Origin of the sequence: Anaerofustis sp. LCP19S3_F7, assembly GCF_052119445.1 — a bacterium.
Taxonomy (GTDB): Bacteria; Bacillota; Clostridia; order Eubacteriales; family Anaerofustaceae; genus Anaerofustis; species Anaerofustis butyriciformans.
Genome location: NZ_JBQKFF010000003.1, coordinates 15,667 through 27,849, shown reverse-complemented (window position 1 = coordinate 27,849; position 12,183 = coordinate 15,667). Strand labels below are relative to the sequence as shown.

The following is a 12,183-nucleotide window of genomic DNA, read 5'->3' as shown; positions in this document are numbered from 1 at the left end:
AAAAACAATGGATGCAAAAACCAGAAGGAAAGAAATATTAAATATAATTAAATATAATATGGAACCTGTTTCAGGCAGTGCGTTAGCAAAAAAGCTAAATGTCAGCAGACAGGTTATAGTTCAGGATATAGCGCTCCTTAGAGCCGAAAATAACGATATTATTTCTACACACAGAGGTTATATCATAAACGGAGGAAACACTTTTAAAAGAGTTTTTAAGGTCTATCACAGCGATGATGAAATAATAGATGAACTTAATACTATTGTAGACCTTGGAGCAAGAGTTTTAGATGTGTTTGTAAATCATAAAGTTTACGGAAAGTTAACAGCAAAACTTGATGTTTCTTCCAGAAGGGATGTAATGAATTTTATTGACGGAATAAACAAAGGTAAATCTGCGCCCCTTAAAAATACTACTTCAAACTATCATTACCATACAGTGGAAAGTGACAGCGAAGAAGTATTGGATCTTGTTGAAAATGCATTAAAAGAAAAGAACTATTTAATAGAAAAAACAGCTGAATAATCAGCTGTTTTTTTATAATATATTTTAGAACATGCCTTTCATAAATCCTGACATTATGCAAGCACCTTTTGCACCCATATTAATAACTGTATCAATATTTTCCTTATTAATTCCGCCTATTGCATATACAGGAATATCGACACATTCTGTTACTCCTTTTAAAAAGTCAAGACCTCTTCCTTTAAGACCTTTTTTACAGTCCGTTTCAAAAATATGTCCTGCTGTTATATATGTTGCTCCAAACTTTTTTGCTTCTATTGCTTCTTTAGTGCTGTGTGTTGAAATTCCAATAATATCAAAATATTTAAGCTTTTCTTTTTCCTCTTTTGCTTTCCAAAGAGGAAGATGTATTTTCTTTTGATTTAAGGATATTGCTGTATCAATGAAATTATGAAGTATTATATCTGTGCTGTATTTATCACATATTTTTATTACTTCCATAGCAAGTATTTTATATTCGTCTTCTTTTAAGTCTTTTTCCCTTAAAACTATAGCTTTAGGATTTTTTTTACATATTTGTTCTATTCTTTGTAAAAAATCTATATTGCATAAATGTCTGTTTGTGATGCAGATTAAATCATGATAAGTATACATAATCATTCATTACGGGTTGAAGACCTCTATTTTTAATTGCGTCTAAAACTTCATCAAGAGTTCTAGAATCGCTGATTTCAAATTGGTCGTCTCCTTCTTCTTCTACTTCATCAGTATGACTTCCAACTCCCGTACTTACTCCTGCTGATATTTTTGTTGCACACATTCCAAGAACATTATCTCTAAAACCTGCTCTTTCTCTTGTTGAGATAGTTAGCCCTGCAAAAGGCATAAATAATCTATATGCACACATAACTTGAAGTAATTGTGGTTCGTGTACGTCTTTTGGATTTATTTTGTCGTTGTTTATTATAGGTCTAAGTCTAGGACAGGAGAAAGATATTTCTGCATGAGGATATTTTCTTTGTAGATAGTATGCATGAAGTCCTGTTGCAAGAGCGTCTTTTCTAAAATCATCAAGACCAAGCAATGCTGCAAAGGCAACTCCTCTCATTCCACCCATTAAGGCTCTTTCCTGTGCATTAAATCTATAAGGGAAAATTCTTTTATGCCCCATTAAATGAAGTGTTTCATATTTATCTGAATTGTATGTTTCTTGGAATACCGTTACAAAATCTGCACCGTGTTCGTGTAAGTATTTGTATTCATCGCTATTCATAGGATAAACTTCAATACCTACGTTTTTAAAGTATTTTTTTGCTATTTCGCAGGCTTTACCTATGTATTCAACATCAGACATTTTTCTGCTTTCGCCTGTTAGTATAAGTATTTCTTCTATACCTGTTTTACTTATTGCTTCCATTTCTTTTTCAATATCTTCATATGGAAGTTTTGCTCTCTTAATTTTATTGTAGCAGTTAAATCCACAGTATATACAATAGTTTTCACAGTAATTTGATATATAAAGAGGAGTAAAAAGATATATTGAGTTCCCAAAATGTTTTCTTGTTTCTTTTGTAGCAGCTTTTGCTATATCTTCAAGAAAAGGAAGAGCTGCTGGAGATAATAGAGCCTTAAAGTCTTCTATGGATTTTTCGTCTTTATTTAAAGCTCTTATTACGTCTTCTTTTGTATATATATCAAAATTTGTATTTTCTATTTCGTTTATTACTTTATCCATAATATCGGAAGGTATTTGTTCCATATCTTCCATATATTCCATATGACTTACTTTTCTCATTTCTTCGATGCTTTTCATTTTTGCCTCCTTAGTCTCTTAAAAATCCTGTTAGTGGAGAAGATGAAACTGCTCCGTCTTCTATAACCCTTCCAAGACCTGCAAGATAAGCATTTCTGCCGGCATTTATTGCATCTTTAAATGCTTTTGCCATTAGAGGAATATCTTTTGCTGTTGCTACCGCAGTATTTACCATTACGGCATCTGCTCCCATTTCCATTACTTCACAAGCTTCACTTGGTCTTCCAAGACCTGCATCAACTATTACCGGAACATCTATTTCGTTTATAAGTACTTTTATGAATTCTTTTGTTGAAAGTCCTTTGTTTGAACCGATAGGAGAAGCAAGAGGCATTACACAAGCTGCTCCCGCATTTACCATATCCCTTGCTGCGTTTAAGTCAGGATACATATAAGGCATTACAATAAATCCTTCTTTTGCTAATTCTTCCGTTGCTTTTATTGTTTCGTAATTATCAGGTAAAAGATATTTTGATTCATGTATAACTTCTATTTTAATAAAGTCTCCACATCCAAGTTCTCTTGCAAGCTTTGCTATTCTTACGGCTTCTTTTGCGTTTCTTGCTCCTGATGTGTTTGGTAGAAGAGTTACTCCTTTTGGAATAAAATCAAGTATATTTTCTCCTTTTACAGTGTTTGCTCTTCTTAAAGCAAGGGTTATTATTTGTGCGTCGGCGTATTTAATTGCCGCATCAATTAAGTTTAAGTCGTATTTTCCTGAACCTAGGATAAATCTTGAAGAAAATTCTTTTCCTCCGATTATAAGTTTGTCTTCTTTGTTTTGCATTGTTTTTCTCCTTTACACTTCTTTTTTTCCTAAAATAAGTCTTACTGCCATGTTTGCTTGATGTGCTGCACATATGTTTACTCTTGGTGCCATAAGTCCGATACCATTATTTATATCGCTTTTCTCATCACCGCAAATATATAAGTTTTTCATTTTTTTCGTTGTTTTTATGAGATTTGAACTGTCATATCCTGCCATACCGTTTCCTGAAATAATTTTTTTGTCTTTATATTCACTTAGAATAGCAGTTATTAGCATAGCTTTATTTTTTGCATTGTCAAAAGCTTCACATATTATATCGTCATCTTTAAATATTTCGGCTGCATTTGTTTCGTTTATCTTTATATCGTCAGCTTTAATATTTAAGTATGGATTTACTTCTTTTAATATATCTATTGTTGCTTTTGTTTTTTTCATACCAAGATGTTTTATATAATAATTTTGTCTGTTTAAATTACTTAAGTCTACTTTATCGAAATCGACTATATGAATATTTTCTATTCCGCTTCTTGCAAGCATTATTGCTATATTTGAACCAAGTCCTCCAAGTCCTGCCACTGCGACTTTTGCGTTTTTTAATTTTTCATGTATTTCATTTGAAAATCTTATGTCTATTATTTGGTTTATTTCTTCTTTTGTAGGTACTTTATTCATCAGCCTCCTCCTACAAAACTTACTACTTCTATTTTGTCATTGTCTTTTATTTTGATCTTATCAAAATCTTTTTTGCTTATTATTTCTTCATTAAGTTCCACTGCTACTTTTTCACTATCAAAATTGCACTTTTCCAGCAGTTCTTTTAAAGAAATATCAGAGAATTTTGTATCTTGACCGTTTATCTTTATCATATTTCCTCCTTTTTCGTAAAAAAAATACCACAAGAAGAATCTACACCCGTGGTGGTGTACCCCTTCTTGTGGTAATCACAATCTAAATATATTATATTAAGTTATATTTTGTTTGTCAATTAAAATTACATTAGAAATCTTTAGAATTATTGACTTTATATAAATATTAGATTAAAATGTGTAGCATGGTACATAATATAAAGAGGGAAGATTATGAAAGAAGAAAACTTAGAATTTTATTTTAAAAGAATAAATGACGCACTAATATCTTATGTAAACAATGAACTTAAAGAATTAGATTTAACTTTTTCTCAAATGGAAATTTTACAGTTTTTATGTGAAAGAAAAAATGAAGAAATATATCAAAAGGATATTGAAAAACATTTTAACCTCTCTCATCCAACAGTAATAGGTATATTAAAAAGACTACAATCAAAAGATTTAATTATAATTAAAAGAAGTGAAAAGGATAAAAGGAAAAGAAATATTATTCTTACAAAAAAAGTAACAGATTCAGAAGAAAAAATGTATGCGAAAAAAAATGCAATAGAAGAGCATATAAAAAGTTTATTATCAGATGAAGAAATATCTGAGCTAGAAAGGCTTCTTAAAATTTTATGTGAAAATATTATATATAAATTATAAATGACAGGAGAAAATTATGAAAAAAATGGATAATGGAACAAAACGTACTTTAAAAATTTATGGTGCAATACTTATCTTCATTATTTTAATGAATATGTTTGTAATTCCTTCTTTAAGTGCAAAACAGATTAAAGAAGTTGATTACAGTACATTTATTACTATGACAGAAAAAAAGCAAATTGACGAAGTAGAAATTACATCAAATAAAATATTATTTACAGATAAGTCTGAACCAAAGCATATTTATAAAACAGGTATTATAAGTACAGATACACAGCTAGTTGAGAGATTACAAGAAAGCGGTGCAAAGTTTGGTAGTGAAATTGTAGAACAAAATTCTGCTTTTTCTAACTTTTTTATCTGGTTTATATTGCCTATAATAATATTTACTATATTCTTTAACTTCTTAAATAAAAAGATGGTAAAACGTATGGGTTCCGGTGGATTTGGTCCAATGCAGTTTGGAAAAAGTAATGCAAAAGTATACGTTAAATCAACTGACGGAGTAAAATTTAAGGATGTTGCGGGAGAAGATGAAGCAAAAGAAGCTTTAACAGAGATAGTAGATTTCCTACATAATCCCGGCAGATATCAACAAATCGGAGCAAAGATTCCAAAGGGTGCATTGCTTGTAGGACCTCCAGGAACAGGTAAAACACTTCTTGCCAAAGCTGTGGCAGGTGAAGCAAACGTACCATTTTTCTCAATTTCCGGTTCAGAATTTGTGGAAATGTTTGTAGGTATGGGAGCTGCAAAAGTAAGAGATTTGTTTAAACAGGCAAATGAAAAGGCTCCTTGCATAGTGTTCATCGATGAAATAGATACTATAGGAAAGAAAAGAGGAAATGCCAATATAGGCGGTAATGATGAAAGAGAACAGACTCTTAATCAGTTGCTTACAGAAATGGACGGTTTTGATTCTTCAAAAGGTGTAATCATATTGGCAGCATCAAACAGACCTGACTCTCTTGATCCTGCACTATTAAGACCCGGAAGATTTGATAGAAGAATTCCTGTTGAGCTTCCAGATTTAAAAGGCAGGGAAGCGATACTTAAAGTTCATGCTAAAAATATCAAGATAGCAAAAAATGTTGATTTTGAAGTTATTGCAAGAACCGCTGCAGGTGCAAGCGGGGCAGAACTTGCAAACATAATAAATGAAGCTGCACTTCATGCGGTTAGAAACGGAAGAAGCGAAGTTACACAACAAGACTTGGAAGAAAGCATTGAAACTGTAATTGCAGGATATCAGAAGAAGAATAAAGTTCTTTCTGACAAAGAAAAACTTATTGTTGCTTACCATGAAGTAGGGCATGCACTTGTTGCTGCGAAACAAACAAATTCTGCTCCTGTAACAAAAATCACTATAATTCCAAGAACTTCAGGGGCTCTTGGTTATACACTTCAAGTTGATGAAGGAGAACATAACTTAATGAGCAAAGAAGAGCTTGAAAATAAAATTGCAACTTTTACAGGTGGAAGAGCCAGTGAAGAGATTATATTTAATTCAATAACAACCGGTGCTTCAAATGATATCGAACAAGCAACAAAGCTTGCAAGAGCGATGATTACAAGATTTGGTATGAGTGAAGAATTTGGTATGGTTGCATTAGAGACACAAAACAATATGTATCTTGGTGGAGATACTTCCCTTGCTTGTTCAAACGAAACAGCAAGAGAAATTGACAAAAAAGTCGTTGAAGTAATTAATAAACAATATGAAAAAGCAAAAGGAATCCTTAATGACAATATTATGAAACTTCATGAAATTGCAAAATATTTATATGAACATGAAACAATTACAGGTGAAGAATTTATGAAGATTTTAAATGATGAAAAAACTATGGAATAATCCATAGTTTTTTTATTGTATTTTTATTTTTTGTAGTAAAATAATGTATATAAAATCATAAGGATAAAGAAATGAAAATAAATAATAAAATTAAATTGTTTATGATGCTTGGCATTTTGTTTTTAATATTAATATTTCCATTTTCATGGATACCTCTTATAGTATTTCTATATTTTTATTTAAAGAAAAGCGATGATGATAATAAATTAAAAAACAAGAGAAGTATATTGATAATTTTATGTATTTTGGTATGTTTTGTAATTAATATTTTTGTTATTTTTACTCCAAAAATTAACTCGATAAAAATGTCTTCCAATGTAAAAGAAATGAATATTAATTCTACTTATCAAATAAATGTGGATATTTCACCTGATACTTTTTTCAAAGATGATATAAAGTTTTATTCTTCAAATGAAGATGTTGCCACTATATATAAACAGGCGGGTAAATTTTATATAAAAAGTTATGAAGAAGGAAATGCAACTTTAAAAATAATTTCTAAAAATAGTAAAACACAAAGTAATGAAATAAATATAAAAGTCATTGATGAGAATAATAAAGAAAAAAGTGAAGATGTAAAAGAAGATGTTAATTATAATAATGCCGATGATTCCAGCGAAGAAAAAACATATGTTTATATTTCAAAGTCTGGAAGTAAATATCATTCTAAAGCAGATTGTTCAAATATGAAGAATGCAGAAAAAATTACTTTAAAAGAAGCAAAAGAAAAGGGACTTACTCCTTGTAAAAGATGTTATTAAAAGGAGAGAAAAATGGAAAATTTTAAACTAACAAACGGAATTACAATACCCAAAATCGGATTTGGAACCTATAAAGCAGGAAATGGAAATTGTGAAAGTGCGGTTATTGATGCAATAAATTCGGGATATACCTACTTTGATACTGCTGCTTTTTATAAAAATGAAAGTGATATTGCAAAAGCAATAAAAAACTCAAACGTAAAAAGAGAAGATTTAATAATAGCTTCAAAGGTATGGAGAGAAGATCTTGGATATGATGAAACAATGAAAGCCTTTGAGAAATCTTTAAAAGAATTAAATACCGATTATTTAGATGTTTATTTAATTCATTGGCCAAAAGAAAATCCCTTTGATGTAAGTTGGAAACAAAAGGATATAAAAACGTGGAAAGCAATGGAAGAATTATATAAAGCCGGTCGTATTAAAGTAATAGGAGTAAGTAACTTTCTTCCACACCATCTTATAAATTTAATGGAGAATTGCGAAATAAAACCTATGGTAAATCAGCTTGAGTCGCATATAGGATATTTGCAAAAAACAGCATTAGATTTTTGTGTGAAAAATGATATTTTAGTTCAGGCTTGGTCACCTCTTGGCAGAGGAAGAGTTTTAGGTGAAGAATCATTAATGAAAATGGCAGAGAAATATGGTAAAACAGTACCACAGCTTTGTATTAGATTTTTATATCAATTAGGAATAATGCCAATAATAAAATCTTCATCTACATATAGAATGAAAGAAAATTTGGATATATTTGATTTTAGTATTGAAAGAGACGATATGTATTATTTAATGTGTCTTCCGCAAATAGGATGGTCAGGAGAACATCCAGATAGAGAAAGAGTTTATTTTGATTGATTAGAGGAGTTAAAATGGAATTTCATAATATAAAACCTGTATATAATAAAGATTCAAAAATACTTATTTTAGGTTCTTTCCCTTCTGTAAAGTCAAGGGAAGAGGAATTCTTTTATGCACATCCTCAAAACAGGTTTTGGAAGGTTATAAGTACTATTATAAATTATCCACTTCCTAAAACTGTAAAAGAAAAGAAAGAAATGTTATTAGAAAGTCATATAGCTGTTTTTGATGTAATAGAATCTTGTGATATTGTAGGTTCTTCTGACAGTTCAATAAAAAATGTTAAGGCAAACGATTTAAAAGTTATTATTGATAATTCAAAAATAAAAAATATATTTTTAAATGGTGGAACAGCTTTTAATCTTTATAAAAAATATAATAAGGATATTGATATAAGCTATAAAAAATTACCTTCCACAAGCCCCGCAAATGCAAGATATTCTCTTGAGATGCTTTTGAATGAATGGATGGAGATAAAAAAATATATTTAAAAGTACAAGCAAATTTATTTTTTACCCTCATATATTTTATGGGGGTGATGTTTTATGTTAGGATTTTTAGGTATTCTTGATTTACTTCAACAAGTCCTTGTTTTTCTTGGTTACTTATCTTCAAACGAATCTTTTCCAAACCCGCTAAAAGAGGATGAAGAGCTTAAGTATTTCAAGCAGTTTAAGGAAGAGAATAATAATAATGCAAAAGAAAAACTTATTAATCATAATTTAAGGTTAGTTGCTCATGTAAGTAAAAAATATTCTTCTTCAAATATTCCCAAAGATGATCTTATTTCAATTGGGATAATAGGTCTCATTAAAGGAATAAATTCTTTCGATTATGGCAAAGGAACAAAGTTTGCAACATATGCATCAAGGTGCATAGATAATGAAATATTAATGGCACTTAGAAGTGAAAGTAAAATATCATCAAATGTTTTTTTAGAAGATTATATAAGTTTTGATGAAGAGGGAAATAACATATCCCTTATAGATATTTTATCAACTGATGAAGATGATGTTAATTCTAAAGTAAATTTAAAAGTAGAAAGTGAAAGGTTATATAATATTATAGATGAAGTTTTAACTAAAAGAGAAAAGGAAATTATATATTTAAGATATGGCTTAAAAGGAAGTAAAAATTATACGCAAAGAGAAATAGCTAAGAAGTATAATATTTCAAGGTCATATGTTTCGAGAATAGAAAAAAAGGCAATAGGGAAAATAGCAAATAAGTTTAAAGAATATTAAAACGCCTTAAGGCGTTTTTTTTATTGTATAACTTTTAGTTATAACAAGCTATGAAAAACAAGAATTATCATATAATAAAAAGATGTGTTATACTATAAGAAATTACCGATAAGGTTTTTTTATTTTTAAAATAAAATTGAAAAATTTTATGGTATAATATAGCGCGTATTTAATAAAAAAATGAGGAATTGGAAGATATGGAGTTAGAAAAAAATAATAGTCCGATTATAAAAATCGAAAACTTACATAAGACTTTTTATTCCAAAGACGGAGAAGTAAACGCCTTAAAAGATATTAACCTTGAAATAAACAAAGGTGATATTTACGGAATAATTGGTATGAGTGGTGCAGGAAAAAGTACCCTTGTAAGATGTATAAACTATCTTGAAAAACCTACAAAAGGAAGAGTTTATATTTCAGGTAAAGATTTATCAAAGTTAAGTGATAAAGAACTTAGAGAAACAAGACATCATGTTGGAATGATTTTTCAACAATTTAATCTTTTAATGCAAGAAACAGTAATAAAAAATGTTATGTTTCCTCTTGAAATTGTAGGAGTAAAAAAAGAGGATGCAAAAAAGAGAGCTTTAGAACTTCTTGAAATGGTAGGTTTAAGTGAAAAAGAAAATGCTTATCCTGCAAAATTAAGTGGTGGTCAAAAACAAAGAGTTGCAATAGCAAGAGCTCTTGCATCAAATCCGGAAGTGTTACTTTGTGACGAAGCAACATCAGCTCTTGACCCGAATACAACAAAGTCAATTTTGGATTTGCTTAAAGACATAAATAAAAAACTTGGTATAACAATAGTTATAATAACTCATGAAATGAGTGTTGTTGAAGAAATTTGTACTCATGTTGCTGTAATCGAAAATTCAATGATTACAGAAACAGGAAGTGTTGAAGAAATATTCACACATCCAAAGAGTAACTGGGCTAAAAATACAATTAATCCTGACAGTAAAAAAATGAGTCAAGATTTGAAGAATAATTCTCTTAGAATTGTATTTGACGGAAGTACAACACATGAACCGGTTATATCAAACATGATTTTAGATACAGGAGTTAAAGTTTCTATTCTTTATGCAAACGTAAAAGATATAGAAGGAAAAGCTCTTGGACAAATTGTTATAGAAATTCCAAAAGATGAAGAAGAGAAAAGAAAAGTTATGGAATATCTTGAAGGTAAAAATTTAGTAGTGGAAAGGATGGAAGATTAATATGTTAGGCAGTGCTGAATGGCAAATGATAGGTGTCGGTATTCTTCAAACACTATATATGACCATTGTTTCCACATTTTTAGGATATATTATAGGTCTTCCAATGGGAGTGTTGCTTGTAACTTCCGCAAAAGGAGGAATAAAAGAAAACAAGGTTATATTTAAGATACTTGACGTTGTTACAAATGTTTTAAGAAGTGTTCCGTTTTTGATTTTACTTGTAGTTTTAATTCCTTTTACAAGATTAATCGTTGGAACAACAATAGGTTCAACAGCAACAATCGTTCCTCTTGTTATAGGAGCGGCACCATTTATTGCAAGAATAGTTGAATCTTCACTTAAGGAGGTTGATAGAGGGGTTATAGAAGCCTCACTTTCAATGGGTGCATCAGTTTACCAAATAGTAACAAAGGTTTTAATTAAAGAAGCAATGCCTTCTTTAATGGTAGGATTTTCAATTTCTATAACAACTATACTTAGTTACTCTGCTCTTGCTGGTTTTGTAGGAGGCGGTGGACTTGGTGATATAGCAATACGTTACGGATATTACAGATATGAATCAACAATAATGATTATTACCGTTGTATTGTTAGTTTTAATAGTTCAAGTTCTTCAGGCAATGGGAACAATTATTGCAAGGAAGATTGATAAAAGAATATAAAATTTAAAAGAAAAAGGAGAAAAGATATGAAAAAATTATTTGCGGTATTATTAACCGGAGCTTTAGTATTCGGCTTATTTGCTGGATGCGGAAGTAGTTCAAGTTCAGATGACAAAGTTATTAAAGTAGGAGCAACAGCAGTTCCTCATGCAGAAATTTTAAATGCAGTTAAAGAAGATTTAGCAAAAGAAGGCTATACACTAGAAATTACAGAATTTACTGATTATGTACAACCAAACAAAGCCGTTGAAGATGGTTCTTTGGATGCAAACTTCTTCCAACACAAACCATATATGGATTCTTTCAATGAAGAACAAGGTACAAATCTTGTATCAGTAGGAACAGTTCACTATGAACCTCTTGGAATTTATCCTGGAAAATCTAAAGATTTAAAAAATATTCCTGATGGTGCAACAATAGCAGTTCCAAATGATACAACAAATGAAGCAAGAGCATTACTTCTTCTTGAAAAAAATGATGTAATCACACTTAAAGAAGATGCTGGATTAAATGCAACAGCTAAAGATATTGAAAGCAATCCTCACAATGTAAAAATTCAAGAATTAGAAGCTGCTCAAATTCCAAAGAGTTTACAAGATGTTGACTTTGCTGTAATTAACGGTAATTATGCAATGGAAGCTGGTTTAAGCGTAAATAAAGATGCTATTGCAATTGAAACAGCTGATAGTGAAGCTGCTAAAACATATGCTAACATTATTTGTGTAAAAGCCGGAAATGAAGAAACTGATAAAACAAAAGCTTTACTTAAAGCGCTTCAATCAGATACTGTTAAAAATTTCATTGATGAAAAATATGATGGTAGTGTAGTATCTATTTTTGAATAAAATTTAAATTATAAAGAGATATAAATTTTAATGTATATCTCTTTTTTTATGCTAAAAATTATCAAATAAAATTCTTTATAAAAAAATGATGAATTGTTTTAAATTTTATATAAAATCAACAAGTTAATTAATTATAAAAAATTTATAAAAAAGTTTTATATCGAAAATAAAAAAATTATTACT

Annotated in this window: 15 protein-coding genes; 10 read left to right on the top strand and 5 right to left on the bottom strand. The window is 29.8% G+C overall.

Features of this window, described 5'->3' with window-relative positions; genetic code table 11:
* The first annotated feature begins 7 nt into the window (after positions 1-7).
* On the top strand, positions 8-526 hold the full coding sequence (locus ACTQYZ_RS04865) for a transcription repressor NadR (protein WP_253230182.1): 519 nt from the start codon (positions 8-10) through the stop codon (positions 524-526).
* Positions 527-550: 24 nt separating this feature from the next.
* Here the strand turns inward: ACTQYZ_RS04865 and ACTQYZ_RS04860 are convergent, their stop codons facing one another.
* The 5 genes from ACTQYZ_RS04860 to thiS are packed head-to-tail and all read right to left on the bottom strand — an operon-like array spanning position 551 to position 3,914.
* Positions 551-1,120 carry a thiamine phosphate synthase gene (locus ACTQYZ_RS04860; protein ID WP_441416130.1) on the bottom strand — a complete coding sequence of 190 codons (570 nt, stop codon included), beginning with the start codon at positions 1,118-1,120 and terminating at the stop codon, positions 551-553.
* Entirely contained in the window at positions 1,104-2,279 is a 1,176-nt protein-coding gene (thiH, locus tag ACTQYZ_RS04855) for a 2-iminoacetate synthase ThiH (RefSeq protein ID WP_441023230.1), read from the bottom strand. Before thiH ends, ACTQYZ_RS04860 begins: the two co-directional genes overlap by 17 nt.
* Positions 2,280-2,289: 10 nt before the next feature.
* Positions 2,290-3,066 (bottom strand): thiazole synthase, encoded by a 777-nt coding sequence (locus ACTQYZ_RS04850; RefSeq protein WP_329383373.1) that lies wholly within the window; start codon positions 3,064-3,066, stop codon positions 2,290-2,292.
* Positions 3,067-3,078: 12 nt separating this feature from the next.
* Positions 3,079-3,720, bottom strand: a complete 642-nt coding sequence (gene thiF / locus ACTQYZ_RS04845) for a sulfur carrier protein ThiS adenylyltransferase ThiF (RefSeq protein ID WP_441023228.1) — start codon at positions 3,718-3,720, stop codon at positions 3,079-3,081.
* Complete coding sequence (gene thiS / locus ACTQYZ_RS04840) at positions 3,720-3,914, bottom strand: sulfur carrier protein ThiS (protein WP_329383367.1); 195 nt, start codon at positions 3,912-3,914, stop codon at positions 3,720-3,722. The genes thiF and thiS overlap by 1 nt, the downstream gene beginning before the upstream one ends.
* Positions 3,915-4,127: 213 nt before the next feature.
* On the opposite strand from thiS, the gene ACTQYZ_RS04835 reads away from it, so the two are divergent.
* The 9 genes from ACTQYZ_RS04835 to ACTQYZ_RS04795 all read left to right on the top strand — a co-directional run bounded on the left by ACTQYZ_RS04835 (position 4,128) and on the right by ACTQYZ_RS04795 (position 12,000).
* Positions 4,128-4,559 (top strand): MarR family winged helix-turn-helix transcriptional regulator, encoded by a 432-nt coding sequence (locus ACTQYZ_RS04835; protein ID WP_441023226.1) that lies wholly within the window; start codon positions 4,128-4,130, stop codon positions 4,557-4,559.
* Positions 4,560-4,575: 16 nt separating this feature from the next.
* Entirely contained in the window at positions 4,576-6,411 is a 1,836-nt protein-coding gene (ftsH, locus tag ACTQYZ_RS04830) for an ATP-dependent zinc metalloprotease FtsH (protein WP_441416129.1), read from the top strand.
* Positions 6,412-6,482: 71 nt separating this feature from the next.
* The gene (locus tag ACTQYZ_RS04825) at positions 6,483-7,172 is read left to right on the top strand and encodes an Ig-like domain-containing protein (RefSeq protein WP_441023222.1); all 690 of its coding nucleotides are present in this window, start codon (positions 6,483-6,485) and stop codon (positions 7,170-7,172) included.
* Between the two features lie 12 nt (positions 7,173-7,184).
* Complete coding sequence (locus ACTQYZ_RS04820) at positions 7,185-8,030, top strand: aldo/keto reductase (RefSeq protein ID WP_441416128.1); 846 nt, start codon at positions 7,185-7,187, stop codon at positions 8,028-8,030.
* A gap of 14 nt (positions 8,031-8,044) precedes the next feature.
* On the top strand, positions 8,045-8,524 hold the full coding sequence (locus ACTQYZ_RS04815; protein WP_441023218.1) for a DNA-deoxyinosine glycosylase: 480 nt from the start codon (positions 8,045-8,047) through the stop codon (positions 8,522-8,524).
* 54 nt (positions 8,525-8,578) lie between these two features.
* On the top strand, positions 8,579-9,277 hold the full coding sequence (gene sigK / locus ACTQYZ_RS04810; RefSeq protein WP_441416127.1) for an RNA polymerase sporulation sigma factor SigK: 699 nt from the start codon (positions 8,579-8,581) through the stop codon (positions 9,275-9,277).
* Positions 9,278-9,474: 197 nt separating this feature from the next.
* Entirely contained in the window at positions 9,475-10,494 is a 1,020-nt protein-coding gene (locus tag ACTQYZ_RS04805; protein ID WP_138268171.1) for a methionine ABC transporter ATP-binding protein, read from the top strand.
* Between the two features lies 1 nt (position 10,495).
* The gene (locus ACTQYZ_RS04800; protein WP_441023213.1) at positions 10,496-11,155 is read left to right on the top strand and encodes a methionine ABC transporter permease; all 660 of its coding nucleotides are present in this window, start codon (positions 10,496-10,498) and stop codon (positions 11,153-11,155) included.
* A 26-nt stretch (positions 11,156-11,181) separates the two neighbouring features.
* Positions 11,182-12,000: a MetQ/NlpA family ABC transporter substrate-binding protein gene (locus ACTQYZ_RS04795; protein ID WP_441023211.1), complete on the top strand. Its 819-nt coding sequence runs from the start codon at positions 11,182-11,184 to the stop codon at positions 11,998-12,000.
* Positions 12,001-12,183 lie beyond the last annotated feature (183 nt).

Excerpts from the sequence above, each read along its gene's own strand:
- ACTQYZ_RS04865 (WP_253230182.1), top strand. The coding sequence starts at position 8 with ATGGATGCAAAAACCAGAAGGAAAGAAATATTAAATATAATTAAATAT.
- ACTQYZ_RS04860 (WP_441416130.1), bottom strand. The coding sequence starts at position 1,120 with ATGTATACTTATCATGATTTAATCTGCATCACAAACAGACATTTATGC.
- thiH (WP_441023230.1), bottom strand. The coding sequence starts at position 2,279 with ATGAAAAGCATCGAAGAAATGAGAAAAGTAAGTCATATGGAATATATG.
- ACTQYZ_RS04850 (WP_329383373.1), bottom strand. The coding sequence starts at position 3,066 with ATGCAAAACAAAGAAGACAAACTTATAATCGGAGGAAAAGAATTTTCT.
- thiF (WP_441023228.1), bottom strand. The coding sequence starts at position 3,720 with ATGAATAAAGTACCTACAAAAGAAGAAATAAACCAAATAATAGACATA.
- thiS (WP_329383367.1), bottom strand. The coding sequence starts at position 3,914 with ATGATAAAGATAAACGGTCAAGATACAAAATTCTCTGATATTTCTTTA.
- ACTQYZ_RS04835 (WP_441023226.1), top strand. The coding sequence starts at position 4,128 with ATGAAAGAAGAAAACTTAGAATTTTATTTTAAAAGAATAAATGACGCA.
- ftsH (WP_441416129.1), top strand. The coding sequence starts at position 4,576 with ATGAAAAAAATGGATAATGGAACAAAACGTACTTTAAAAATTTATGGT.
- ACTQYZ_RS04825 (WP_441023222.1), top strand. The coding sequence starts at position 6,483 with ATGAAAATAAATAATAAAATTAAATTGTTTATGATGCTTGGCATTTTG.
- ACTQYZ_RS04820 (WP_441416128.1), top strand. The coding sequence starts at position 7,185 with ATGGAAAATTTTAAACTAACAAACGGAATTACAATACCCAAAATCGGA.
- ACTQYZ_RS04815 (WP_441023218.1), top strand. The coding sequence starts at position 8,045 with ATGGAATTTCATAATATAAAACCTGTATATAATAAAGATTCAAAAATA.
- sigK (WP_441416127.1), top strand. The coding sequence starts at position 8,579 with ATGTTAGGATTTTTAGGTATTCTTGATTTACTTCAACAAGTCCTTGTT.
- ACTQYZ_RS04805 (WP_138268171.1), top strand. The coding sequence starts at position 9,475 with ATGGAGTTAGAAAAAAATAATAGTCCGATTATAAAAATCGAAAACTTA.
- ACTQYZ_RS04800 (WP_441023213.1), top strand. The coding sequence starts at position 10,496 with ATGTTAGGCAGTGCTGAATGGCAAATGATAGGTGTCGGTATTCTTCAA.
- ACTQYZ_RS04795 (WP_441023211.1), top strand. The coding sequence starts at position 11,182 with ATGAAAAAATTATTTGCGGTATTATTAACCGGAGCTTTAGTATTCGGC.